This window comes from Roseixanthobacter finlandensis (assembly GCF_043195105.2).
Classification (GTDB): Bacteria; Pseudomonadota; Alphaproteobacteria; order Rhizobiales; family Xanthobacteraceae; genus NCEH01.
Genome location: NZ_CM195536.1, coordinates 671,425 through 696,474, shown reverse-complemented (window position 1 = coordinate 696,474; position 25,050 = coordinate 671,425). Strand labels below are relative to the sequence as shown.

The window sequence follows — 25,050 nt, the reverse complement described above, 5'->3', positions numbered from 1 at the left end:
GCAGGCGCAAAAGAGCCCTTGCATCCCGTCACGCACAAGGCACATTTTTGCATGGCTTGCGCGGGGCGCCCTGCCCTGGGTTCTGCCCGGCGACCCATGCCGCAGCAGCCCTTGTGCCGGCTGGGGGCGGCGGAGACGGTGGACGCCATTTGGGAGACAAGGCCGGCCGGGCGATCACACAGAGGTGATCATTCATCGGCTGCCGTGGGGCGGGGCGAACGGCCGTCCGCGACCGCCGCCTGCGCCTATTGGGCGGTCCAGCCGCCATCCGCCGCCAGCAGGGTGCCGGTGCAGAAGCTGGAGTCGTCGCTGGCGAGGAACAACATCGCATTGGCGATCTCGTCCGGCCGCCCGAGCCGCTTCATGGCCTGGCGCCCTTCAAGGCCAGCCCGCAGTGCCGCGGCATCCGGGCTGGTGCGGAACATCTCGTCGAAGAAGGGGGATTCGATCGTGCCCGGCGCCACCGCATTGATGCGCAGCCCCTGGTCCACATGGTCGAGCGCCATGGCCCGCGTCATGGCCGCCACGGCCCCCTTGGAGGTGACATAGGCCGCCCGGTCGCGGATGCCGACGGTGGAGACCGCCGAAGCGGTGTTCACGATCACCCCGCCGCCCTGCCGCACCATGTGGGGAATGGCGTACTTGCAGCCGAGGAACACCCCGCGCACGTTCACCGCCATGAGCGCGTCGAAATCCTCCACCTCGGTTTCGACCACGCTGCCGGGAATGCCGTAGCCGGCATTGTTCACCAGAATGTCGATGCGGCCACGCGCGCTCACGATGCCGTCGATGGCGGCGCGCATGTCGGAGGCGTTCGAGACATCGGCCCGCACCGCATGGGCCGTGCCGCCTTCCTGCATGATCCGTGTCGCCGTCGCGAAGGCCGCCGCTTCGTCGCGATCCACCACCGTCACATGGGCGCCTTCTTGCGCGAACAGCAGGCACGCCCGCGCGCCGATGCCGGACCCGCCGCCGGTGATAACGGCGATCTTGTTGTTCAAGCGACCCATGGGTTTCCTCATCCAAAAATGGTCTTGCCGGCCAAGGCGCGGGGGGAGCGCCCTGGCCGGCAAGGTCGCATGCGCTCACGCAGCTCTGTCAAGGGCACCGTCGCGGGTGACACCCGCCTCAGTGAGCGCCCGGCGCAGGCGATCGAGTTCGGCTTGCGGCAGCTTCATCAGCGGCGCGCGCACCACCGCGCGCTCCTGCCGGCCGAGCATGACGAGGCATTCTTTCATGCGGTTGTGCATGTCGAGGAACGGCGGCGCATAGAAGGCCTGGGCGAGCGGATAGATGCGGTCGTTGATCTGCTGCGCGAGCGCGAGATCGTCGTCCTGCACCGCCCGCCACAGGGCCACCTGAAGATCCGGGATCACGCTGCCGGCGCCGGAGAGCAGGCCGTTGCAGCCCATGGTCAGCGAGGCCATCAGCCAGGAGGAGTGCGTGGTCAGCACGTTCACCGGCTTCGCCAGCGTCTGGAAGGTGCGGATGTGGCGCTCGTGGAGCATGGGATTGTTGGACCAATCCTTGATGGCGCGGATGCTCGGCACCTTTTCGAACAGCTTCAGCAAAGTGTCGAACGGGTAGTGAACGCCCGAGGCTTCCGGATAGGCGAAGCAGATGATCGGCAGGTCGGGCGCGGCGTCTGCGATGGCGCTGTAATGCGCGATCGCCATTTCCGGCCGCAGGTGACCGCCCATGGAGAGCGTGTTCGACGGGAACACTAGCAGGGCGGAGGCGCCTTCTTGCGCCGCCATGCGGGCAAGACGCGCGGCTTCCGCCGTGCCGTCCGCATAGACCCCGGAAATCAGCGGCAGGCGCGCGCCGATCTCGTCCAGCGAAACGGCCAGGATGCGTTTCTGCTCCTCGAACGTGCACGCATGCACTTCGGAGGCATGGCCGTTCACCGTGATGGCGGACAGCCCATCCACCGCCGCGACATCGCGCAGGTGGCGGCGGGTCTCGCCCTCATTGATGGAAAAATCCTCGTTCACCGCCAGCAGCGTGGCGGGAATGACGCCGTGGGGCACATAATCCTTGAAACGGGGCATGGTCAGCACTCCTATGGAGGTTCGAGCGAAATTCAGTGGCGCCAGAGGCCGCCGGCGACGGTGAGGGCCTGGCCGGTCATGTAGGCGCCGGTGTCCGAGGCCAGGAACGCGGCGACGTTCGCCACGTCCTGCGGCACGCCGAGCCGGCCGAGCGGGATCGCCGCGACGCGCTTGTCGGACCCTTCAAGACCGAGCTGGAGCGCGTCTTCCTCGCCGCGCGCCCGCATGGCGGTGTCGGTGATGATGCCGGGACAGATGGCGTTCACCGTGATGCGGCGCGGCGCCAGTTCCAGCGCCAGGCTCTCGGTGAGGCCGAGGATGGCGAACTTGGTGGCGCAATAGCCGCCGTAGAACGCCTTGCCGGATTTTCCGAGCCAGGACGACATGTTGATGATGCGGCCCGTTCCCTCCTGTGTGAGCAGCGGCACCGCCGCCTGACAGGCGTGGAAGATGCCGTCCACATTGATGCGGAACATGGCCTCCCATTCGGCCTTGGGCAGATCCGCGATGGCGCCGAGGCGCATGATGCCGGCATTGTTCACCAGCACGTCGAGCCCCCCGAGGCTATCGCGCAGGGCGTGGATCGCATCGCCGATGTCCTGCGCATCGGCGACATCGGCGCGCGCGCACACCGCCTCGCCACCGGCGGCGGCGATCAGATCGCGCGTCTGCGCCGCCGCCTGCGCATCGAGATCGATCACGCCGATGCGCGCGCCGTCGGCGGCGAGACGCAGCGCGATGGCGCGCCCAATGCCCGCGCCGCCGCCGGTGATGATGGCGGCCCGGCCTTCGAGCGGCCTTGCCTGTTCACCCTCGGCCATCACGCGGCCCGCTCTGCGGTCTGCGCGTTCTTTGTCCATTTCATGTGGTGCTTGCCGACCGCGACGGTCTCGCCGCGCTGGTTGGTGACATCCACCTGGGCGAGCGTGCGCCGGCGCTCGGCATCCACTTCGGCGATGGTGTAGGTGACGAGGATCGTATCGCCGAAAAACACCGGCTTCACGAAGCGAATGCCGTCATAGCCGAGGGAGACCGGGGTTGAATCGATGCCCTGCTCCAGGCTCTTCTCGATCATGCGTGTGGAGGCGGTGGACATGTAGCCCACCAGCAGCGCGCCATGGGCGATGCGCTGGCCGAACATGGAGTTCTTCATGAACTCGCTGTCCACGTGATTGCCGGAAAGATCTCCCGTGAGACCGGCGAACAGATAGACGTCGCTTTCGCCGACGGTCTTAGAGAACTTCACCTTGTCGCCGACCTTTGCGTGCATCACAGTCATGTCTTGGTCCTCAATCAGAAGAAAAGCGGCGGGACGGGTCGCGCGGAACCGCCCGTCAGTTGATGGCTTCCTCGCTCTCGCGATCGAAAAAATGCAGGCCACGCGGGTCGAGCCAGAGCGGCACATGGTCGTGCACGGCGATGGCCGCCTCGGGCGCGATGCGCGAGGCCATCATCAGCGTGTCGCCGGCCCGCACGCCGATCACCATTTCCGCGCCGAGCTGCTCGGTGACTTCCACCGGCGCGGAGAAGGCCGTCTCGTGCCCGGCCGGGCACGGGCCGAAGCACACCTGCTCCGGGCGCACCCCGAGCGTCACCGGGCGCCGCGCGGTGCGCGCGAACATCTCGGCGCGCTGCGGCGGCAGGCGGATCGAGAAATCTTGCGCCTCGGCGTGAAAGAAATCGCCCTTCTGGACGATGTCCACCGGCACGAAGTTCATGGCAGGCGCGCCGATGAAGCTCGCGACGAAGCGGTTCTTCGGCCGGTTGTAGATGTCGAGCGGCGTACCCACCTGCTGGATGCAGCCGTCCTTCATCACCACCACCCGGTCGCCGAGCGTCATCGCCTCCACCTGGTCGTGGGTGACATAGATGGAGGTGGTCTCCACCCGCTCGCGCAGGCGCTTCAGCTCCACCCGCATCTGCGCCCGCAGCTTGGCGTCGAGGTTGGACAGCGGCTCGTCGAACAGGAACACCTGGGGATGGCGCACGATGCAGCGCCCGAGCGCCACCCGCTGCTGCTGGCCGCCGGACAATTGCTGCGGCTTGCGCGCCAGCAGCGGGCCGAGGCCGAGAATCTCGGTGGCCCGCATCACCTCCTGCTTGATCTTGTCTTCGGAAACCTTGCGGTTGCGTAGGCCGAAGGCGAGATTGTCGTAGACCGTCATGTGCTGGTAGAGCGCGTAATTCTGGAACACCATGGCGATGTCCCGGTCCTTCGGCGGCAGGTCGTTCACCACCGTGCTGCCGATCTGGATGGTGCCGGTGCTGATCCCTTCCAGCCCCGCCACCATGCGCAGCGTGGTGGACTTGCCGCAGCCGGACGGGCCGACCAGCACCAGGAATTCGCGATCCTGGATGTGCAGGTTGACGTCCTTCACCACATGCAGCGAGCCGTAGGTCTTGCAGAGATCTTTCAGTATGACTTCGGCCATTTGGAAAATCCTCCCTGATGCGTCCGTTCGGCTACATGCGCAGGCCGCGGACGACGTATTTCTGTCCGAAGATCGTGATGAGCAGCGCCGGCAGCATGGCGAGCACGGCGGTCGCGCTCATGAGGTGCCATTCGGTGCCGGTCTCGGTGACGAACTGCGCCATGGTGACGGTGATCACCGGCGTGCGCTGCGCCGTGAGGATGAGGCCGAACAGAAACTCGTTCCAGGTCCACAGCCAGGACAGGATGGCGAGCGCGGCGATGCCCGGCATGGCCGAGGGCAGCGCCACCCGTCGGAACGCCCCCCAGCGGGTGCAGCCGTCGATCAGCGCCGCATGCTCCATGGAGGGGCTGATGCTGTCGAAGAAGCCCTTCATGATCCAGGAGAAGAAGCACACATGCACCGCCACGTGGGGCAGCAGCAGGCCGAGATAAGTATCGTAGATGCCGAGATTGGTCGTCACCAGGTACAGCGGCAGCACCCAGGAGATGTAGGGCACGGTGCGGAAGACATAGATGATGCCGAACCAGCTGCGTTGAATAGGTCCGGTGAAGCGCGACAGCATGTAGCCGCTGCCCACCGTCACACCGAGCGAAGCCACCGTCGCGATGGAGGACAGGACGAAGCTGTTCCACATGGAATGCAGCACCACCGGCTGCGCCAGCACCTCGGCGAAATTGTCGAGCGTGAATTCCCAGCCGCGCCAGATGTAATAGACACCAGAGGGCGGGCGCACCGAGGTCAGCAGCAGGATCGCCACCGGACCGATGAAGATCAGCAGGATGGCGACCACCACCAGCGCGAAGAACACCCGCCGGCCGGCGACGCCGAGCAGGCCCAGAAATCCGCCCGCCTGGGCGCGCGAGCCGGCGGAGGAGACGGCGAGCGACAGGCTCATCGGGAAACCTCCATGGCGCGGTTGACGATGGCATAGAGGCCGAGGCCCACCGCCAGCATGATGATGGCACCGGCGCCCGCCGCCGCGGCGCCGCGGCCGAGATCGAGATTCACGAACGCCTCCACATAGGCATAGACGGAGAACACTTCGGTGCTGCGCGCAGGGCCGCCGCCGGTGAGCACCCACACCTGGTCGAAGGTGCGGAACGCATCGATGGCGCGGATCAGCACGCACACGGCGATCACCGGGCGCAGCAGGGGCAAGGTGACATGGGTGAAGATGCCCCATTTGCTGGCGGCATCGATCTGCGCCGCCTCATAGGGCTCCTTGGGCAGGCCCTGGAGCGCCGCGAGCAGGATGATGGTGAACCACGGAGTCCAGATCCAGACATCCGTGAGGATGATGATGATGAAGCTCGGCCAGCGCTCGGAGAGCCAGCCCACCTGCGGCACGCCGATCACCGCCAGCAGATTGGTGAGGATGCCGAACTGATCGTTGAACGACCAGCGCATCATGGTCGCCGTGATCACCGGCGCGATGGTCAGCGGCAGCAGCACCACGGTCTGGATCAGGATGCGGCCGAAGAACTGGCGCTTCAGCAGGTGTGCGAGCGCAAGGCCGAACACCAGCGACAGTGTGACCGAAGACACCATCAAGATGAATGTGTTCGGCAGCACGATCTTCAGGAACACGGGGTCGGTGAAGACCTCGACATAATGGCGCAGCCCCACCCAGGTCTTCTGCGGATTGACCAGCGACCAGTCGCGGAACGAGGCATTCATGCCGATGAGGATCGGCACCACCTCGAACGACAGCAGCACCAAGGCGGCAGGCGCGATGAGAAGGAGCATGAAGCGCTCCCTCTCCCCGAGCAGGCGCGGCCGGTGGGCCGCGCTGACCGGCGCCATGCTCATCGCATGGCCCCTTGGTGGATCGCTGGCGCGCCTTCCGTCAGCACTTTGGGAATGTCTTCGCGCGCGCCCGTGACGGCCTTTATCAGTATATCCGAGTAAGTTTTATGCACCACCGCCCAATTGCGGAAGTAATAAGCGTCATGCACATGGGCGGAGTCGAACAGGATGCCCTTGACCTGCCGCCACACCGGGTCGGACTTGTCGAGCATGGCCCACACCTTGTTGTTGGGCGGGGGGCCGCCGGTCTGTTCCCATTGGGCGATCTGGCCGTCGTAATCGGTCATCATGGCGCCGAGCAGGGCTTTCGCGGCCTTCTGCTTCTCCGGCGTCACGCTCTTGGGGATCGACCAGCCCCAGATGTCGATCCAGGAGCGATGTTCCTTCGACATGGGTCCCTGGGGGAAGCGCGCCATGCCGACATGGCCGGCGGCCTTCGATTTCTTCGGGTCGTTGTAAGTGCCGAGCAAGGTGGAATCGGCCACAGTGAAAGCGGCATCGCCCGCCTGGAAAATGGCGTTCGCCTCATCGCGCGAATAGGTCGACATGCCGGGCGGGCTGATATTGTTCTTGTGCAGGGCATCCCACCAAAATTCGGCGGTCTGCACCTGGCAGGCATCGGCCGTCATGGGCTTCCAGCCGTTCTTGGAGAGCACGGCATTGTCGCGCTCATAGGCGGGGGCGTAGACGTCGCAATTGTTGTTCCAGAGCGACCACCAGAAGCTGAAGAAGGTGTTCGTGAACGTCATGCCGCCCACATACCCCCATTTCACCTTGCCTTCTTTCTGGAGCTTCTGGGAAATCTTCACCAGATCATCCCAGGTCTTGGGCACCTCCGCTTCGGAGACAAGATCCGTGCGGTAGAAGAAGATGCCGGCGGTGGTGGCCATCGGCACGGTGGTCGGCTGCCCCTTCTCGTTGAAGAAGGGTTCGAGCTGGCCTTCGGCCACGTTCTTGATTTCAGGAATATCGGCGGTGGAGACCAGGTATTGCGCCCAGTCCTGGCCCCAATCGTCATTGTGCCAGATGATGTCGCATTGGCCGGTGGAGTTGCTTGCCAACATCTGCGTTATCTTGGGCAGATAGATGGAATAAGACATGGGCGTCTTGGTCAGGTTGATATCCTGTTTCTTGGCCCATTTTTCCAGAATCGCCAGGTTTGCCGTCTGAACCGGATGGTTCATGTAGCAGATGGTCAGATCCGTCGTGGCCGAAGCCGCGCTGGGGGCGAGGGCTGAAAGGCCCGCCGCCAGCCCGAGTCCGGCCAATAGGCGCAACGATTTGCATTTACTCATGTTTGCTCCTCCCCGAAGCCAAGGTGTCTCGCCGGGTTCCCGGTCGTGTGACGTCGTTATTGTGAAACGATGCGCGGCGGTTCAGGCGCAGGCCGGCTCCGCTGCTTCGGCTTTCGCCGGCGCGCCGACGATGCCCTGCGCCAGCAGATCCTCGATCGCCGCGGCGTCGTATCCGATCTCTTCCAGGATATCGGCGGTCTGCGCGCCCAGCGGCTGCGGCGGAAGCTTGATCTGCGGCGCCTGGCCGTCGTATCGCACCGGGTGCGTGACCAGCGTGATGGGATCGCCCGTGGCGCCGATAATGGTCTGGAAGCTCTGGTTGTGGCGCACCTGGGGGTCATCCACCACCGCCGGATAATCGTTCACCGGCGCATGCCAGATGCCCGCGGCATCGAAGGCGGCCACAAGCTCCGCAAGGGTGCGGGCGGCGACCGCCGCTGCGATCGCCGGCGTCGCCTCGTCGCGATGCGTATAGCATTGGGCATCAGCGACCCGCTGGTCGGCGGGAATGTCCAGCGCCGCGCTGAGGGCCTCGAGCGATCCGAGCGAGATGGCGATATGGCCGTCCCGGGCCGGATAAATGCCGTAGGGCGCGCCGTAATACCAACCGGAGATATTGCCCGGCTGACGCACATCATCCGGCCGCACGCCATTGAGATAGCAGGTGAAGGATTCAAGCTGCAGGTCGATGGCGGCGGAGAGCAGGCTGACATCCACCTTGCAGCCCTTGCCGGTGCGCATGCGGCCCAGCAGCGCCGCCATGATGCCGCTGGCAAACAGGGCCGCGCCGTGATGGTCCACCGCCGAGACGCCAACCGCCCGCGGGCCGTGCTCGCGAGTTCCGGTGATGGTGGCGAGGCCCGACATGGCCTGGATGATGAGGTCCTGCCCCGGCTTGTTCACATAAGGCCCGTCCGCGCCATAGCCGGAGGCGGAGGCATAGATGATATCGGGCTTGATCTGCTTGGCAGCTTCATAGCCGAGACCCAGCTTGTCCATGACGCCCGGGCGGAAATTTTCCGCCACCACATCGGCCGTGGCGATCAGCTCGCGGGCGATGGCGAGGCCTCTTTTGTCCTTCAGGTTCAAGGCGAGACTGCGCTTGTTCCGGTTGCCGGCGAGCAGCAGCATGGTCTGTCCGGCCACGTCCTTGTTGGCACCGCCCCATTTGCGCTGAAAGGCGCCTTCGGTGGATTCCACAGCGATCACGTCAGCGCCGAGGTCGGCAAGCTGCTGGATGCCCACCGGCCCCATCAGGAAATGGTTGAAGCTGAGGATTCGAATGCCTTTGAGGTGGTCCAACGCCTCGCTCCCATTTGATTTTTTCGAGCCCTCGCGGCGGGGCTGTCTCTGAAAACGATTTCAGGATAGAAATGGGTTGAGGGGCTGTCAACCCTTATGGACCTCGAGACGAAGATCCCGGCATAATCGAATCTCGAAAGGTTTTGAAACTTCGGCGGAAACTGCGATTTTAAGGGGCGTATTCCTTGATTAAACATAAGACGAAGCTGGAAGACGTCGCAAAGCTCGCCGGAGTTTCGCTCGCAACCGTCTCGCGGGTGCTCAACCATCCGAGCATCGTCCGCCCGGAACTGCGCGATAAGGTGTCGCAAGCGGTGGCCAGCCTGTCCTACACCCGGGACGCCGCCGCGCGGGCCCTCAAGTCCGGCCGCACCCATACCATCGGCGCTGTCGTGCCCACACTCGGCATCAGCATCTTCGCCGAGGGGGTCGAGGCTTTGCAAAATCGCCTCAGCGAACACGGCTATACTTTGCTTCTGGCCAATTCTCAGTATGATCTGAAGAAGGAATTGCAGGAAGTCCGGGCGCTTATCGAGCGCGGCGTGGACGCCATTGTCCTTGTCGGCGATTCATCTTCCAACGAGGTTCATGCCCTCATCAAGAAGCACGGTATCCCCGTCGTCATTACCTACGTCTCCCATTCCAAGCGGGGCACCCCCGCCATCGGCATCGACAATGAGGGGGCGACGCGAGAGATGACGCGCTACCTCATCGGCCTCGGGCATCGCGAGGTGGGGATCATCGCCAATGTCCCCGCCGCCAACGACCGCTCCCGCGCCCGCCTCTCCGGCATCCTGAAGACCCTGGAAGAAGCCGGCGTCACATTGCCGAAGAGCCGCCTCATCAAGGCCGAACATTCCCTCGTGCAGGGGCGCATGGGCTTGCAGCAATTGATGAAATCGCATCCGCAGATCACTGCGATCATCTGCACCACCGACACATTGGCGGTGGGTGCGATGACCGAGGCACGGGCCATGGGCATCCCCGTTCCCGCCGCCTTGTCCATCACCGGCTTCGACGATATCGAACTCTCCTCCCAGCTCGAGCCACCGCTGACGACGGTGAGCATTCCGGCCGCGGAGATTGGCCGGGGCGCTGCCGATCATCTCATCAATGCCATCGCCGGCCTGCCCATACCCCTCGTCACCGATCTGCCGTTCCGGATCGTGATCCGCGGGACCACCGCCAAGGCCCGCACCACCAATCCGAGGCGCCTCACCCGCGCATGACGAGGCTGTACCTCGGCCCGGCTGTTCTGGTATAGCGATTCAGAAAACGTTTTCATGAAATCGATTCCGGAGGCCGGCCATGCCCCAGACGCTTACCCGACCATCAACTCAGTCCGACCCGCTGGTGCTGGCAGAGCCGCCGCGCGACGGGGTGATGGTGGTCACGCTCAACCGTCCGCAGAAGCGCAACGCCCTCAGCCGCGCGCTGCTGATCGAACTCGCCGGCCTCTGCGCGCAGGCCGCTAGCGACCCGCAAGTCCGCTGCTTGGTGCTAACTGGCGGGCCGACATTCTTCTGCGCCGGCGCCGACATCACCGAGATGCAGGCCTGGGGCTTTGCCGCGTTGGAACACGCCGGCCGTCAGGCGGCGTGGGATGCGGTCGCGGCCTTCCCGAAGCCCCTGATCGCGGCGGTCGAGGGGATCTGCTTCGGCGGCGGCCATGAACTCGCGATGCTGGCCGATATGATCATTGCCTCGCAGACCGCCCGTTTCGGCCAGCCCGAGATCAACATCGGCATCCTGCCCGGCGACGGCGCAACCCAGCGCGTGACGCGCGTGGCCGGCAAGTCGCTCGCCATGAAGCTGATGCTGACCGGCGAGCCCATCGACGCGGCGGCCGCGCTCACGGCCGGGCTCGTGGCGGAAGTCGTTCCGGCAGGCCGAGCCCTTGAGCGGGCATGCGAACTTGCCCGCATCATCGCCAGCAAGCCGCCGATTGCCGCGCGCCTTTTGAAGGAAGCCGTTCTCGCCGCTTACGACACGCCGCTCGCGGCCGGATTGCAGGTCGAGCGCCGGGCGATCCGCCACGCTTTCACGACGCAGGACCAGAAGGAAGGCATGGCCGCCTTCGCGGAAAAGCGCCCGCCGCACTTTCAGGGTAACTGAGGCGAAGGCCGCGGGGACGCTCCTGCGCACGCGCCGGGATAGGTTCCGACGGATGAGAGCGCCCCCGAGGTCCAATTTCTGAGCCCGCGAGCGCTCGGCGCACCGCAGTCGTGCCGTTTTGCGCCGGTATGGCGCGCCGTAGCCCGATGAAGACCTGCCAACTCGCGAAGGATACGCATCATTCAGCTTTTCTGAATGGTCCTTCTTGTTTTTCAGGATTGTCGAATACACCACCCGCGTAGGAGCATCCGCAAAACGAAAGAATGATAATTCGGGAGGATGCGTATGGACCACGAACAGGTCTTTATCGACGGCCGGTGGATCGCCCCTGTTTCGGGGGAAGTTCTGCCGGTGCTGGACCCCAGCACCGGGGCGACCATCGGGCACATCGCGCGTGGCGGGGAAGCGGATATCGACTTGGCGGTCAAAGCCGCCCGCAATGCCTTCCAAACGGTGTGGGGCGCCACGCCGGCGCTGGAACGCGGGCGTCTGCTCAGCCGGCTCGGCCTGCTGATCCTCGATAATCTGGAAGAATTGGCGGAAATCGAGGCTGCCGACACCGGAAAGCCCATGAAGCTGGCGCGCAATGATATCCGCGTGACCGCCCGTTATTTCGAATATTACGGAGGCGCGGCCGACAAGATCCACGGCGAGGCGATTCCGTTCCTGGCCGGTTATCAGGTGATGGTGCTGCGCGAACCGCGCGGCGTCACGGGCCACATCATTCCCTGGAATTATCCCGCCTCCATGTTCGGCCGCACGCTCGCCGCCTCGCTGGCGGCGGGCAATACCACGATCCTCAAGCCCGCCGAGGAAGCTTCGCTTTCCTGCGTGCGGCTGACCGAATTGGCCCGCCAAATCGGCTTTCCGGCAGGCGTCATCAACGTGGTGACGGGCCTCGGCGAGGAAGCCGGAGCGGCGCTTGCGCGCCATCCGGGCATCGATTTCCTATCGTTCACCGGTTCACCGGAAGTGGGCACGCTGGTGCAGCGGGCGGCAGCGGAAAATCATGTGCCCTGCGTACTCGAACTGGGCGGAAAATCGCCCCAAATCGTCTTCGCCGATGCCGACCAGGACAAGGCGGTGGAGATCATCATCGGCGCCATCGTGCAGAACACCGGGCAGACCTGTTCCGCCGGCTCGCGGGTGCTGATCGAGCGCTCCATCTACGAGCCCTTCATGGGCCGGCTGGCCCGCCGCATGGCAGCGGTCGAGGTGGGGCATCCCAGCCAGGATCTGGATTGCGGGCCGGTCATCAATGCGGTGCAGCGGGACCGGGTGACCGGCTTCCTCGAACGCGCCGCCATCGACAATGTGGAGATTGCCGCCCAGGGCAAGATCCATCCGCAAGCCTCCAAGGATGGCTATTTCGTTCCCCCGACCCTCTTCGGCCTGGTGCCGCGCACGCACGAATTGGCGCGCGAAGAGGTGTTCGGCCCCGTGCTTGCGGCCCTGCCGTTCGATGACGAGGACGATGCCCTGCGGCTTGCAAACGGCACCGACTATGGCCTCATCGCCGGCGTATGGACCCGCGATGGCGGCCGCCAGATGCGCATGGCCAAGGGCATCCGCGCAGGCCAGATCTACATCAATGGCTATGGCGCCGGCGGGGGCATCGAGCTGCCGTTCGGCGGCTTCGGCAAGAGCGGACACGGACGCGAGAAGGGGTTCGAGGCCCTGCACGAATACACCGTGGCCAAGACCGTGGTGATCGACCACAGCCGGTAAGGCTTGGCGCAAAGCGCGCCGTGACGCGGGGCGAGCACCCCGCCAGCCCCTGCCCTCTCCAATCCTGTGAGTTCCTGCCCATGATCGGAACTGCCCCGAACCTCGCCGAGCTGCCTGAATTCTCCCGCGCGGCGGTGGTCCGTCGCTTCGGAGAACCGGTGAAGATCGAATGCGTCCCCATCCCCCGGGCACCGGAGCCGGGCGCCCTGATCGTGCGTACGACCGCCTGCTCCATCTGCGGCACGGACGTGCATCTTTCGCGCGGCAACCTCTCGCTCACCGTGGACCTGCCGATCATCCTCGGCCATGAGATGGTCGGGCGTGTCGTGGCCATCGGCGCCGGAGCGGAACGCGACAGCGTCGGCCAAAAGCTCGCCATCGGCGACCGCATCCTTTGGACCCATACCGCCTGCGGCCAGTGCTTCTTCTGCACCGTCGCCCGCCAGCCGACCCTGTGCGAGAACCGCCGCGCGTACATGTATGAGAATATCGAGAAACCGCCTTACCTACTGGGCGGCTTCTCCGAGTACGGCTACGTGCTGCCCCAGTCTGGGCGCGTGCGCGTGCCGGATAATCTGGACGACGCGGTTGCGAGCCTGTGCTCCTGCGCATTCCGCTCGGTCATGAGCGCCTTCGACAATCTCGGCCCCATCGACCCGTCCGAACACGTGGCGATCCAGGGCGCCGGGCCACTCGGCATATTGGCGGCAGCGGTGGCGCGCGTCGCCGGTGCGCGCACCGTGAGCGTCATCGGCGCGCCGGCCCCGCGCCTCGCCCTGGCGCAGGATTTCGGTGCCACCCACGTGTTCACCATCGAAGGCACGACCCATGCGGACCGTGCCACCCAATTGCGGGCGCTCACCGCCGGGCGCGGTCCCGATATCGTCATGGAATTCACCGGCCATCCCGATGCGTTCGGCGAGGGGCTGGACCTGGTACGCAAGGGCGGGCGCTATCTCACGGTGGGCCAATTGGGCGGCGGCACCACGACCTTCAGCCCCTCGACCATCGTCAAGAAGAACATCCGCGTCATCGGCTCCTTCTCAGGAGACGTGAAGTCCTATTGGAAGGCGCTGCAATTCGCGTCAGCCCATATCGATACCATCCCGTTCGGCACGATGATCACTGGCCGCTTCGCTCTGGCGGATGTGAACACGGCGCTGGAACGCATGCATCGGCTTGAGGAAATCAAGCCGCTCATCGTGATGGAATGAGGACCGGGCCATGACAGACGCGGTGCAGTTCACGCCCGACCGGTCCGGCCCCCTCGACGGAGTGCGCGTGCTCGACATGTCGCGCCTCGTGGCGGGCAACATGACGACGCATGTGCTGGCGGATTATGGCGCCGACGTCATCAAGATCGAGCGTCCCGGCAAAGGCGACGACCTGCGCGGCTGGAAGGTCGATGGCATCGAGGTCTTCTGGAAGGTCTATTCGCGCAACAAGCGCAGCGTCGCGCTCGACATCCATTCCGAGGACGGGCGCGACCTACTGCTGCGCCTGATCGACACCGCCCAGGTGCTGGTGGAGAATTTCGTGCCCGGCACGCTGGAGCGCTGGGGCCTCGGTCCCGAGTTCCTGCACAAGCGCAATCCCCGCCTGATCGTCCTGCGTGTCTCCGGCTGGGGGCAGACGGGACCCTGGCGCCTGCGCCCCGGCTTCGGCACCCTGGTGGAGGCCATGTCCGGCTGGGCCTTCATGAACGGCCATCCGGACAAGCCGCCGACCTTGCCGCCGCTCGCCTTGGCCGACATGATCTCCGGCCTCTACGGCGCCTCCGCGATCCTCGCCGCGTTGCGGGCCACCGAGCTCAACGGCGCGCCGGGACAGGTGATCGACCTGTCCCTGTTCGAGCCCATTCACGCCATGATCGGCGCGGAAGCCGCGCAATTGCGCATCACCGGCCGGCCTACGGAGCGGGCCGGCAACCAATCCTCCCACACCGCACCGCGCAACGTCTATCGCTGCGCCGACGGGGCCTATGTGGCGATGTCCGGCTCCATGCAATCCATGGCCGAGCGCATCTTCGACACCATCGGCGCGCCCGAGTTGAAGAGCGATCCGCGCTTCATCGATAATGACGCGCGTGTCGCCAACCGGGACGAACTGGACGCCATCATTGGTGCGTTCGTCGCCGCGTGCGACCAAGCGACGAACCTCGACCTGTTCGATGCCGCGGGCGTCACCGTCGGCCCCGTCTGTTCTGTGGCAGACCTCGTGAACCATCCCTACGTTTTGGGGCGCGAAGCCATCGTCGAGGTCGCGGACCGCGACCTCGGCTCGATACCGATGCCCAACATCATCCCCCGCTTCTCGGCCACGCCCGGCGTCTTCCGCCGCCCCGCACCGAGTGTGGGCGAGCACAATGAAGAAATCCGGCGCGAGCTCGGCGTACCGGCGCGCGGATCCGCCGTGGAGATTTCCCAATGAGTACGCCCGCCCCCGCCTGGCGCTCCCTGTTGTTCATCCCCGTTCTCAATGAGCGCTTTCTTGCCCGGGCCGCCGAGCGGGGCGCCGATGCGATCCAGCTCGACCTGGAAGACGCGACGCCGCCGAACCAAAAACCGGACGCTCGCCGGGCCCTTCCGGCCGCCGCGGCGCGGCTGGCGCAGCAGCAGCTCGACGTGATCGTCCGCATCAACCGCCCGTGGCGAGAGGCGATGGCGGATATGGAGGCCGCGGTCGGTCCCCACGTATCCTGCCTCACCTTGCCGAAGGTGCCCGACGCGTCCCATGTGCGCACCATCGCGGAAATTCTCGACGAACTGGAGGCTGAGCGCGGGCTGGCGCGCGGCCACACCCGCCTCATCGTCATGATCGAGACCGCCGAAGGCCTGCTCAACATGCCGGCCATCGCGGCGAGCCATCCCCGCATCGCCGGCCTGACGGTGGGAGCGGAGGATCTGGCGGTCTCGCTCGGCGCCTCGCCCACATACGACACCCTTTATGTCCATAACGCCCAGGCCGTGGTCGCCGCACGGAGCGCCGGCATCCAGCCCATCGGCTTCGTCGGCAGCGTCGCCGATTATGCCGACGCCGCCGCCTTCCGGCGGACCATCACCCAGGCCCGTGAGATGGGCTTCACCGGCGGCTTTTGCATCCATCCGAGCCAAGTCCCGATCATGAACGAGGTGTTCGCACCCTCGGCGAAGGAAATAGACTGGGCACGCGGCGCGCGCGCTGCTTTCGAAGACGCTCTGGCCAAGGGGATTGGCGCGGTGACCTTCCGGGGCGCCATGCTGGACCTGCCGGTCGCCGACCGTGCCCGGGCCATTCTTGCGCGTCACGCGGCTTTGGAAAACTTGCGGAAGCCACGATCGTAGACGGCCCGTCGAGCCCGAGGACACCATGGACCTTCGCGACCTGCGCATATTCGTTGCAATAGCCGAGACCGGCTCGCTGGTCGCGTCAGCGAAGATTCTCCATAGCAGCCCGCCCTCGCTGAGCGCGCGGCTGAAGGATCTCGAAGGCGAATTCGGCACGCAATTGTTCGACCGCCAGGCGCGCGGACTGGCGCTGACGGAACAGGGCCGCGAATTGCTCGCACATGCCTATGCGATCTTGAAGCTGTCGGAGGATGCCAAGGCCAGCATGTTGAGCAGCGGCAAGGAGCCTGTGGGCAACGTCCGCTTCGGCGTTCCCGGTTCGCTGGTGGGCCTGCTCACGGTGCGGCTGATCGAGACCTGTCAGAAAAAGCTGCCACAGGTTCGCCTGCGCGTAGTCGAAAGCATGTCGGGCTACATTGCAAGCTGGCTGCGCGAAGGAACGCTGGATGCCGCGCTGGTGTTCGGCGGCGGTGCGGCGACAGACAAGAGCGCGTCGCTCCAGCCGATCGCCGAGGAAGACCTCTACGTCAGCACCTACGATCCGCGCGCTGTTGCCCCGCACTTGACCTCCGCGGGGGAAATCCGCCTGCGGGATATCCAGCATCTTCGCCTCGTCATGCCCGGTCTCGAACACGGCCTGCGGAGCCTCCTTGAGGCAACGGCCCGCCGGCACGCCATCCCGCTCAACGTGGTGATCGAGCTCGATGCCTCGCCGCAGATCTTCGAGATGGTGCGACGGGGCCATGGCGTCACCATCGGCTCGCTGGCGGCCCGCGATGCCAGCGCTAATGCCAACGCCGCAGGAGGTGTGAAGCTGCACTCCTTCCGCGTGATCGATCCGGGGGTCACGCGCACCGTCTATCTCGCCACGCCCCTCAACCGTCCTTCCTCCCGTGCCACCATGGCGGTGGCACAGACCGCCGTCGACACGCTGCTGTCGCTGGCGGACACGGAGGAATGGAAAGCCCGGCGGCTGTGTTGACCATGCCCCACGGATCAGAGCTCCAGCATCTCCCGGACATCCTGCGGCGAGGCGATCTCCCGGCCCGCGGCGCGCGCGATCTGAGCGGCGCGATGAACGACCTCTTCGTTACGCGGACAGCCCAGCTCCACATAGGGGAAGTCACCGATGCCCGGCGCGATGTTGCCGCCGCGGCGCGCCACCGTATCGCAAAGGTTCAGCAAGTCGCCGCCGACGATGTTCGCGGTCCAGTAATGGCGGGCGCGCGACGGCAGGAAGCGCAGATGCGCCTCAAGGCCGTCCACGGTGCCCGGATGCCCGGTGATGAAGGGCGCATCGGTCATGTTCAACAGGAAATAGGCCGGCTCGGCGGCGAGCCCCATGTCGATCAGCGCCTCCGCCCGGCGCATGAAACCCACCGACCAGCAGACGAGCTTCGGCTTGATGTGCGCGGCCTTCAGGCGCTCGACGTAAGAGATCACGACGTCGGTCCGGTTTTTATAGACCCGGTCCGTATGGGAGAAGGTCTTGGTTTCGGCGTCGTAGGATTCGAGATTGGCCGTGCCAGTATCGACCGGAACGATGTCCGGCTTGGTGGCGGGGTCCTTCGCCAGTTCCATCATGCAGTCCATGCGCCCGTGCGGGTCGTCATCGCTGGCGATGAACCCCAGCGTGGGCAGGATGAGGATGTCGCACGTCTCGCGGACCTTGCGGATGACGTTGGCATTCTCCTCGACGGTATGACGCGGAGCCCCGTCCGGCGCACGCGCGTGGAAGTGGAGGATCGATGCTCCCGCTTCCCGGCAGCGCGCTGCGGTTTCGGCAATTTCGTCGGCGGTCCATGGCACGTGGGGATTGCGGTCCCGCATGGCATATTCGTTGACGCGCGCCTCGATGATCATTTTTTGCATTTGGGGATCTCTCGAACGTCCGCAGATGCGGGCCGCCTCCCCGCAGCCCGCCCCACGGACGCTAATGTGCCCTTGCGTCCATCGCAAATGACCTTTTCGGGCTTCGTTGTGAGAAAAGCTCACAACCCATATGGTCTGCGCTCCGATATGTGTGAGGAGCAGCCATGAGCATCCCCAAAGCATCCTTGAATGCATTGCGCGCCTTCGAGGCCACCGCACGGCTGCGCAGCATGACCGCCGCCGCCGCGGAACTGTGCGTGACCCACGGTGCGATCAGCCGGCATGTGCGGGCGCTGGAGGAGATGTTCGGCCTCCCACTGCTGCGACGGGAGCACCAATCCATGGAGACGACGCCAGAGGGCGCGCGGCTCGCGGAGGGGCTGACGACGGCTTTCAACCTGATTGATGCCAGCGTCGAGCAGCTCAATCCGGGGCCGCTCACTGTCTCATGCTCGGCCACCATCATGATGCACTGGCTGATCCCGCGCATTGCCGGCTTTCATGCCGCGCACCCGCACATCGAAGTCCAGTTCAACATGAATTACGACCAGGTCGACTTCGTGCGCGACAAGGTCAGCATTGCGATCCGCAACAGCGTCATTCCGCCACCCCGCGACGTGCTCATCCATGAGCTGATGACGGAATGGGTCGGCCCGGTCTGGGCGCCCAGCTATGGGGATGCGCGCAAGCTTCGCAGCGTCGAAGATCTGCGCGCGGCGCGGCTACTTTCCACCAAGACACGCCCGCACGGCTGGGAAGACTGGTCCGCCCTTGTCGGGCTTTCTCCCGCCATCAAGCCCAATTCGCAGGAATCCTATGAGCATTTCTATCTGCTGATCCAGGCCGCCTTGTGCGGCCTCGGCGTGGCCGTGGTGCCGGCCATGATGGTGCTGGACGAGATTCGCTCCGGCCGTCTCGTCGCCCCCTTCGGCTTCGTCCCGGGTCCTCGCAAGCTGGTGCTGTGGATCGCCCCGCACCTCGGCGCGCGGCCCGATACCAAGGCGATGGCCAACTGGCTTTCCACCGAGCTGAAGAAGACAGCGGATATCTGTGCCGCCATGAACCCGCCGCGGCTTACACACCCACCCGCGCGCCGGAACACGGTGCGCCGCACCATACCCTCGCTGTGAGTTTTACTCACATTACGCTTCGTAAAACTCGTTTGCCAGGCCCGATGCCCGGACATAACGATGAAGGGAAAGCAGAAAAGAAGATCATCGAGGAAACCCCAGGAGTTTGGCATGGTCTTTGGCCCTCCCGCATGCGCTGGAAACGGCCGTGGGCAGTAAAACCCCACGCGCCGAATTTTCGGCCCGCTATCTGATCGAGAGTTCCGAGCCCTTGGAACGGGCGGCGGAGGTGATTGCCGGCGAGCAGTCGAGCGGCACCTTTATGTCGCTCGCCGGAGAGACGGCGGAGCTTAAGGAACGCTCCCGCGCCCGCGTCGCCTCCATCACGCCCCTGCCGCCCTCGCCGACCCCCACCCTGCGGAGCGCCCACGCGGAGCGCCGGCGACGGGATGGGCGCCCCGAAAGTGGATATTACCGTGGCGAGATCGATATTGCCTTTCCGGTGGCCAATGTGGGCGCCAACATCCCCACTTTGCTTGCGACCATCGCCGGAAACCTGTTCGAGCTCGGGGAAATCACCGGCATCCGCCTGCTCGATATCGACCTGCCGGAGTCCTATGCGCAGCAATTCCCCGGCCCGCGGTTCAGCGTCGCCGGCACGCGCGAGAAGGCGGGCGTCTACGGCCGGCCGTTGATCGGCACCATCATCAAGCCGAGCATCGGACTTACCGCAGCCGAGACCGCAGATCTGGTGGACGTGCTCTGCGCGGCCGACATCGACTTCCTGAAGGACGACGAACTCCTCGCCGACCCGCCCTATGCCCGGTTCGAGGATCGGCTCAAGGCGGTGATGCCGGTGATCGAGCGCCACGCCGATCGAATGGGTCGCAAGCCCATGTATGCCATCAATATTTCCGGCTCCATCGACGATATGCTGCGCCGGCACGATGCCGTGTTCGCCGCCGGTGGCACCTGCGTCATGGTCAGCGCGAACTGGACCGGCTTTGCCGCCGTCGAGCATTTGCGCCGGCACACACAGCTTCCCATCCATGGCCACCGCAACGGCTGGGGCATCCTCACGCGTCATCCCTGGCTCGGCTTCGAATTCGCCGCCTTCCAGAAGCTCTGGCGCCTGACCGGTCTCGACCATTTGCATGTGAACGGGCTGCGCAACAAATTCTGGGAGCCGGACGACACCGTGATCGCCTCGGCCCAATCCTGCCTCGCGCCGTTCGGTGGGCTGGCGCCCATCATGCCCGTCTTCTCCTCCGGCCAATGGGCCGGACAGGCGGCGGACACATATGCCCGGCTCGGCAGCACCGATCTCATGCACCTGGCTGGGGGCGGCATCATCGGCCATCCACAGGGCATCGCGGCCGGTGTCGCCAGCCTCCGCGAAGCATGGGAGGCGGCAACGTCCGGGGTCAGCCTCGCCGAATACGCCAAGTCCCATCCCGCCCTGAGCGGTGCGCTCGCCCAATTCGGAGCCTCCGGATGACGACGCTCGCACGCTACAGGATGGCCTTCTACGGCGATGACTTCACGGGCTCCACCGATGCCCTGGAGGTTCTCGCCTTCGCCGGTTATCGCTGTGCCCTGTTCCTGGCGCCGCCGAGCCCAGAAACGCTGGAGCGCTTCCCGGACCTCGACGTCGTCGGCATCGCCGGTGACAGCCGGGCCATGTCGCCCGGAGAAATGGACCTTCATCTCCCGGAAGTTTTCCGGTCACTCGCCAAGCTCGGCGCGCCGCTGGTTCACTATAAGGTGTGCTCCACGTTCGACAGTTCGCCCACGATCGGCAGTATCGGCAAGGTGATCGAACTTTCGCGCGGCGCCTTTTCCGGCGCGCCGGTTCCGATCGTGGCGGGGACCCCCGCGCTTGGCCGCTACTGCCTGTTTGGCAATCTTTTCGCCCGCTTCGGTACGGATGGCGACGTCTTTCGCATTGATCGCCATCCCATCATGAGCGTGCATCCCGTCACCCCCATGGCGGAAGCGGACCTCGCCCTCCACATCTCCCAGCAAGCGCCCCTGCGGATCGAGAAGATCCTCTTTCCGTCGTACGAAGCTTCGCGCGGGGCTACCGATGTAGACGTAAAGGCGGTGCTGGACGCACAGCCGGACGCCATTCTGTTCGACGCGGGTACGCCGCAGCATCTCACCGAAATCGGCCGTCACCTCGAACGCCAGGCGCTCGACTCAAGGCCGCTGTTCGTGGTGGGTTCGTCGGGCGTCGAATACGCCCTGACCCAATGGTGGCGCGCGCGCGAAGGGGCGCCGCAAAGCGATCAGAAATATGAACATTTCGCGCCCGTCGATCGGGTGCTCGCGGTCTCGGGCAGCGCCTCGAAGCTCACCGCGCTCCAGATCCACGCGGCCATCCAGGCGGGCTTCATCGACATGCCCGTTGATGCCCGCGCCCTGGTGGACGATGCGCAATGGCCAGCCGCGCACACCGACATCTCCGAGCGCGCGATCGCGCTGCTGAACCAAGGGCGAAGCGTCATTCTGCACACCGCACGGGGCGCGGACGATCCGCGCATCGGCGCCATGATCGATGCACTGACGGCGCGCGGCTTCTCGCATCATGCGGCGAAACACACGGGCGGAAGAATTCTCGGCGAGCGCCTCGGCCAGGTCGTGCGCAGCATCCTCGCGCGCGCCCCCATCAAGCGGCTGCTGCTCTCGGGCGGCGATACGTCCAGTCAGGTGACCAAGGTGCTCCGACCGGACGCATTGGAAATCGCCGCGCGACTGGCGCCCGGAGCGCCGCTTTGCCGGGCGCTGTCGCGATCGAACGCCATGAACGGATTAGAGATCGCCCTGAAGGGCGGCCAAATGGGAGGAGAGCATTTCTTCGAAAGGGGAAAGCTCGGCAACGCATAAACATCAAAAAAGGAGGAGACGCCTATGATCTCGGGAGGTCAACGCCAACATTTCGCTTCGTTCCGCGCGACGAACATCTTCTTGCCCGGCGCATCGCATCTCGCGGCCTCGTGCTGCGTACACGTGGTATGACGGCCATGCACACCGATCAGGTCGTGGCAGCGGCGCCTACCGCGCCACCCTCCTCCGTGGCTGCCATTGCCCGCCAGACGGAGATCGTCATCGCCCGGATCCTGGAGGTTCCGGTCGCCATTCTGGTGAGCGCGGAGATCCTGATCCTGTTCTCCGGTGTGCTGGCCCGCTACGTTTTCCATCAGCCGCTGGTCTGGTCCGACGAACTGGCCTCCATGCTCTTCCTCTGGCTGGCCATGCTCGGGTCAGCGGTCGCCTTCCAGCGCGGCGAGCATATGCGCATGACCGCCTTCGTGGGAGCCTTGAAGCCCGGGGGGCGTGCCTTCATCGAGGTGATCGCGGTGTCCACCGCCCTCGCCTTCCTGTTGCTCATCCTGCCTGCCGCGCTCGATTATGCGCATGAAGAAGTGATCGTCCGCACCCCGGCACTGGACCTGCAGAATTCCTGGCGTGCCTCGGCGATGCCGGTGGGGCTCGGCCTGATGGCGGTTTTTGCGATTCTGCGGCTTCTGCAATTCGCCAGCCTGCGCCTCGTGCTCGGCGCGCTGGTCGCGACCGCTCTCGTGATCGGCCTGTTCTGGCTGTTGGGGCCGGTGCTGAAGCCATTCGGCAATCTGAACCTGCTCATCTTTTTCGTCGGTGTCGTCGCGGCCTGCGTCTTCGGCGGCGTCCCCATCGCCTTCGCGTTCGGGCTGGCGACATTCGGCTATCTCATGCTGACGACGCGGACCCCGCCACTGGTCATCGTCGGCCGCATCGACGAGGGGGTCAGCCATCTGATCCTTCTGGCGGTGCCGCTGTTCGTCTTCCTCGGCCAGCTGATCGAGATGACCGGCATGGCCAAGGCCATGGTGCAGTTCCTCGCCAGCATGCTCGGCCACGTGAAGGGCGGCCTGCATTATGTGCTGGTCGGCGCCATGTATCTGGTCTCCGGCATCTCCGGTTCCAAGGCCGCCGACATGGCGGCGGTTGCGCCGGTGCTGTTCCCCGAGATGAAGAAGCGAGGCGCAAAGGAAGGCGATCTCGTCGCCTTGCTCGCCGCAACCGGCGCGCAGACAGAGACCATCCCGCCGAGCATCGTCCTCATCACCATCGGCTCGGTGACCGGGGTCTCGATCGCCGCCTTGTTCACCGGCGGCCTGCTGCCCGGCGTCATTCTGGCGATCACTCTGTGCGGGCTGGTCTGGTGGCGCTATCGCGGGGAGGACCTGAGCCACGTCAAGAAGGCCACGGCCCGGGAAATCGGCCGCGCCTTCGTCGTCGCCCTGCCGGCGCTGGCGCTGCCCTTCGTGATCCGCACCGCGGTCATCGAGGGCGTGGCAACCGCCACGGAGGTCTCCACCATCGGTATCGCCTATTCCATCGTCGCCGGCTTGTTGCTCTACCGCCAGTTCAACTGGCGGCGGCTGAAGCCGATGCTGGTGGAGACCGCCAGCCTGTCCGGCGCGATCCTGCTGATCATCGGCACCGCAACCGCCATGGCGTGGAGCTTGACCCAGTCAGGCTTCTCGCACTCGCTGGCAAAGTCCATGACCGGGTTGCCGGGGGGCGCGGGCACCTTCATGGCCGTGTCCATCGTCGCCTTCATCATCCTCGGCAGCGTGCTGGAAGGCATTCCCGCCATCGTGCTGTTCGGGCCGCTGCTGTTCCCGATCGCGCAGGCTCTCGGAATCCACCAGGTGCAATATGCGATGGTGGTGGTGCTTGCCATGGGCATCGGCCTTTTCGCCCCGCCGTTCGGGGTCGGATATTACGCGGCCTGCGCCATCAGCCGCATCCATCCCAACGACGGCATGAGACCGATCGTGGGCTACATCGTCGCGATGCTGATCGGCCTCGTCATCGTCGCGCTCGTCCCATGGATCTCCATCGGCTTCCTCTGAAGCCGCAAGATAAGCAGAGCACAAGCAACAACAAACAATACATTCAGGGAGTAAACAGATGACCATACGTCTTTCACGCCGCACGTTCACGACAGGACTCGCCGCTGGCACCGCGGCGGCCGCATTCGGGCTGCCCGTGCGCCGGGCTAAGGCCGCCGCAGACTTCACGCTGAAGTTCGCCTTCAATGTCGCGGAATCCCACCCAATTACGACCCGCGCCAGGGAAGCTGCTGTGCGCATCCTTGCCGAAACCAACGGCAAGGTGGACTTGCAGGTCTATCCCAACAACCAGCTTGGCGGCGATACGGATATGCTGTCGCAGGTACGCGCCGGCGGCATCGACCTGTTCCTGAACTCCGGCATCAACGTGCTCTCGACCATCGTGCCGTCGGCCTCCATCTATGGCCTCGGCTTCCTGTTCCCGGACTATGCGGCGGTCTGGAAGACCATGGACGGAGAGCTGGGCGAAGCCCTGCGCCTGCGCATCTCCAAGGCCAACCTCGTGCCCATGGACAAGATGTGGGACAACGGCTTCCGCCAGATCACCTCCAGCACCAAGCCGATCGCCACGCCTGCGGACCTGAAGAACTTCAAGATCCGCGTTCCGGTCGGTGCGCTGTGGACCTCCATGTTCCAGGCCTTCGGCGCGGCACCCACGTCTATCAATTTCAGCGAGATCTATTCCGCGCTCCAGACGAAGGTTGTCGACGGCCAGGAGAATTCGCTCGCCAATATCTATACGGCGAATATATTCGAAGTGCAGAAATACTGCGCGATCACCAATCATATGTGGGACGCCTTCTTCTGCGTCGCCAACAAGCGCAACTGGGAAGCCTTGCCCCAGGATGCCCGGGACATTGTCGCCAAGAACCTCAACATGGCAGCCATGGCGGAGCGCGAGGACATGGCGAAACTTGCCGTCTCGCTCAAGGGCACGCTCACCGAAAAGGGTCTCATTTTCAACGAGCCGGACACGGTTCCGTTCCGCGCTGCGCTGAGCGATGCCGGCTTCTACAAGGAATGGCGCGCGAAGTACGGGGACGAATTGTGGGGCATCCTTGAAAAGAGCGTCGGAAAGCTCTCCTGATCCTTTCGAATTAAGCGAATGGGGATGCGGGAGCATCCCCCTTTCGCGCGGAGATCTGCACT

22 protein-coding genes are annotated in these 25,050 nt (G+C 65.0%); 12 read left to right on the top strand and 10 right to left on the bottom strand.

Going from position 1 to position 25,050, the window contains the following annotated elements:
• Positions 1-245: 245 nt before the first annotated feature.
• The 9 genes from V5G24_RS03265 to V5G24_RS03225 form a co-directional block, all read right to left on the bottom strand.
• On the bottom strand, positions 246-1,010 hold the full coding sequence (locus V5G24_RS03265; RefSeq protein ID WP_394079508.1) for an SDR family oxidoreductase: 765 nt from the start codon (positions 1,008-1,010) through the stop codon (positions 246-248).
• A gap of 75 nt (positions 1,011-1,085) precedes the next feature.
• Positions 1,086-2,051, bottom strand: coding sequence for a dihydrodipicolinate synthase family protein (locus tag V5G24_RS03260; RefSeq protein ID WP_394079506.1), 966 nt, complete (start codon positions 2,049-2,051; stop codon positions 1,086-1,088).
• 32 nt (positions 2,052-2,083) lie between these two features.
• Complete coding sequence (locus V5G24_RS03255; protein ID WP_394079504.1) at positions 2,084-2,872, bottom strand: SDR family NAD(P)-dependent oxidoreductase; 789 nt, start codon at positions 2,870-2,872, stop codon at positions 2,084-2,086.
• On the bottom strand, positions 2,872-3,330 hold the full coding sequence (locus V5G24_RS03250) for a MaoC family dehydratase (protein ID WP_394079502.1): 459 nt from the start codon (positions 3,328-3,330) through the stop codon (positions 2,872-2,874). The genes V5G24_RS03255 and V5G24_RS03250 overlap by 1 nt, the downstream gene beginning before the upstream one ends.
• Positions 3,331-3,385: 55 nt before the next feature.
• On the bottom strand, positions 3,386-4,483 hold the full coding sequence (locus tag V5G24_RS03245; protein ID WP_394079500.1) for an ABC transporter ATP-binding protein: 1,098 nt from the start codon (positions 4,481-4,483) through the stop codon (positions 3,386-3,388).
• A 31-nt stretch (positions 4,484-4,514) separates the two neighbouring features.
• Entirely contained in the window at positions 4,515-5,381 is an 867-nt protein-coding gene (locus V5G24_RS03240) for a carbohydrate ABC transporter permease (RefSeq protein WP_394079498.1), read from the bottom strand.
• A complete protein-coding gene (locus V5G24_RS03235; protein ID WP_394079496.1) occupies positions 5,378-6,232 on the bottom strand; it encodes a carbohydrate ABC transporter permease in 855 nt (284 codons plus the stop codon). The genes V5G24_RS03240 and V5G24_RS03235 overlap by 4 nt, the downstream gene beginning before the upstream one ends.
• Before the next feature lie 59 nt (positions 6,233-6,291).
• Positions 6,292-7,587, bottom strand: coding sequence for an extracellular solute-binding protein (locus V5G24_RS03230; protein WP_394079494.1), 1,296 nt, complete (start codon positions 7,585-7,587; stop codon positions 6,292-6,294).
• 81 nt (positions 7,588-7,668) lie between these two features.
• A complete protein-coding gene (locus tag V5G24_RS03225; RefSeq protein ID WP_394079492.1) occupies positions 7,669-8,889 on the bottom strand; it encodes a CaiB/BaiF CoA transferase family protein in 1,221 nt (406 codons plus the stop codon).
• Between the two features lie 185 nt (positions 8,890-9,074).
• Between V5G24_RS03225 and V5G24_RS03220 the strand changes: the two genes are divergently transcribed.
• The 7 genes from V5G24_RS03220 (at position 9,075) to V5G24_RS03190 (ending at position 17,040) form a co-directional block, all read left to right on the top strand.
• Complete coding sequence (locus V5G24_RS03220; RefSeq protein ID WP_394079490.1) at positions 9,075-10,118, top strand: LacI family DNA-binding transcriptional regulator; 1,044 nt, start codon at positions 9,075-9,077, stop codon at positions 10,116-10,118.
• Positions 10,119-10,197: 79 nt separating this feature from the next.
• Positions 10,198-11,004: an enoyl-CoA hydratase-related protein gene (locus V5G24_RS03215; protein ID WP_394079488.1), complete on the top strand. Its 807-nt coding sequence runs from the start codon at positions 10,198-10,200 to the stop codon at positions 11,002-11,004.
• 285 nt (positions 11,005-11,289) lie between these two features.
• A complete protein-coding gene (locus V5G24_RS03210) occupies positions 11,290-12,732 on the top strand; it encodes an aldehyde dehydrogenase family protein (protein ID WP_394079486.1) in 1,443 nt (480 codons plus the stop codon).
• An 80-nt stretch (positions 12,733-12,812) separates the two neighbouring features.
• The gene (locus V5G24_RS03205; protein ID WP_394079484.1) at positions 12,813-13,946 is read left to right on the top strand and encodes a zinc-binding dehydrogenase; all 1,134 of its coding nucleotides are present in this window, start codon (positions 12,813-12,815) and stop codon (positions 13,944-13,946) included.
• A gap of 10 nt (positions 13,947-13,956) precedes the next feature.
• A complete protein-coding gene (locus V5G24_RS03200) occupies positions 13,957-15,162 on the top strand; it encodes a CaiB/BaiF CoA transferase family protein (protein WP_394079482.1) in 1,206 nt (401 codons plus the stop codon).
• Positions 15,159-16,055 carry an HpcH/HpaI aldolase/citrate lyase family protein gene (locus tag V5G24_RS03195; protein ID WP_394079480.1) on the top strand — a complete coding sequence of 299 codons (897 nt, stop codon included), beginning with the start codon at positions 15,159-15,161 and terminating at the stop codon, positions 16,053-16,055. The genes V5G24_RS03200 and V5G24_RS03195 overlap by 4 nt, the downstream gene beginning before the upstream one ends.
• Positions 16,056-16,080: 25 nt before the next feature.
• Positions 16,081-17,040 carry a LysR family transcriptional regulator gene (locus V5G24_RS03190; RefSeq protein WP_394079478.1) on the top strand — a complete coding sequence of 320 codons (960 nt, stop codon included), beginning with the start codon at positions 16,081-16,083 and terminating at the stop codon, positions 17,038-17,040.
• 14 nt (positions 17,041-17,054) lie between these two features.
• On the opposite strand, the gene V5G24_RS03185 is transcribed toward V5G24_RS03190, so the two are convergent.
• Entirely contained in the window at positions 17,055-17,930 is an 876-nt protein-coding gene (locus V5G24_RS03185; protein ID WP_394079476.1) for a beta-keto acid cleavage family enzyme, read from the bottom strand.
• A gap of 164 nt (positions 17,931-18,094) precedes the next feature.
• Here V5G24_RS03185 and V5G24_RS03180 point away from each other — a divergent pair, with 164 nt between their 5' ends.
• From V5G24_RS03180 to V5G24_RS03160, 5 genes are all read left to right on the top strand, one after another.
• Entirely contained in the window at positions 18,095-19,060 is a 966-nt protein-coding gene (locus V5G24_RS03180) for a LysR substrate-binding domain-containing protein (protein ID WP_394079474.1), read from the top strand.
• A gap of 148 nt (positions 19,061-19,208) precedes the next feature.
• Positions 19,209-20,498: a ribulose-bisphosphate carboxylase large subunit family protein gene (locus V5G24_RS03175; protein WP_394079472.1), complete on the top strand. Its 1,290-nt coding sequence runs from the start codon at positions 19,209-19,211 to the stop codon at positions 20,496-20,498.
• Positions 20,402-21,886 carry a four-carbon acid sugar kinase family protein gene (locus V5G24_RS03170; protein ID WP_394079470.1) on the top strand — a complete coding sequence of 495 codons (1,485 nt, stop codon included), beginning with the start codon at positions 20,402-20,404 and terminating at the stop codon, positions 21,884-21,886. Before V5G24_RS03175 ends, V5G24_RS03170 begins: the two co-directional genes overlap by 97 nt.
• Before the next feature lie 128 nt (positions 21,887-22,014).
• Positions 22,015-23,901 (top strand): TRAP transporter large permease, encoded by a 1,887-nt coding sequence (locus V5G24_RS03165; protein WP_394079468.1) that lies wholly within the window; start codon positions 22,015-22,017, stop codon positions 23,899-23,901.
• Between the two features lie 58 nt (positions 23,902-23,959).
• Positions 23,960-24,988, top strand: coding sequence for a TRAP transporter substrate-binding protein (locus V5G24_RS03160; RefSeq protein WP_394079466.1), 1,029 nt, complete (start codon positions 23,960-23,962; stop codon positions 24,986-24,988).
• The last annotated feature ends 62 nt before the right edge of the window (positions 24,989-25,050 follow it).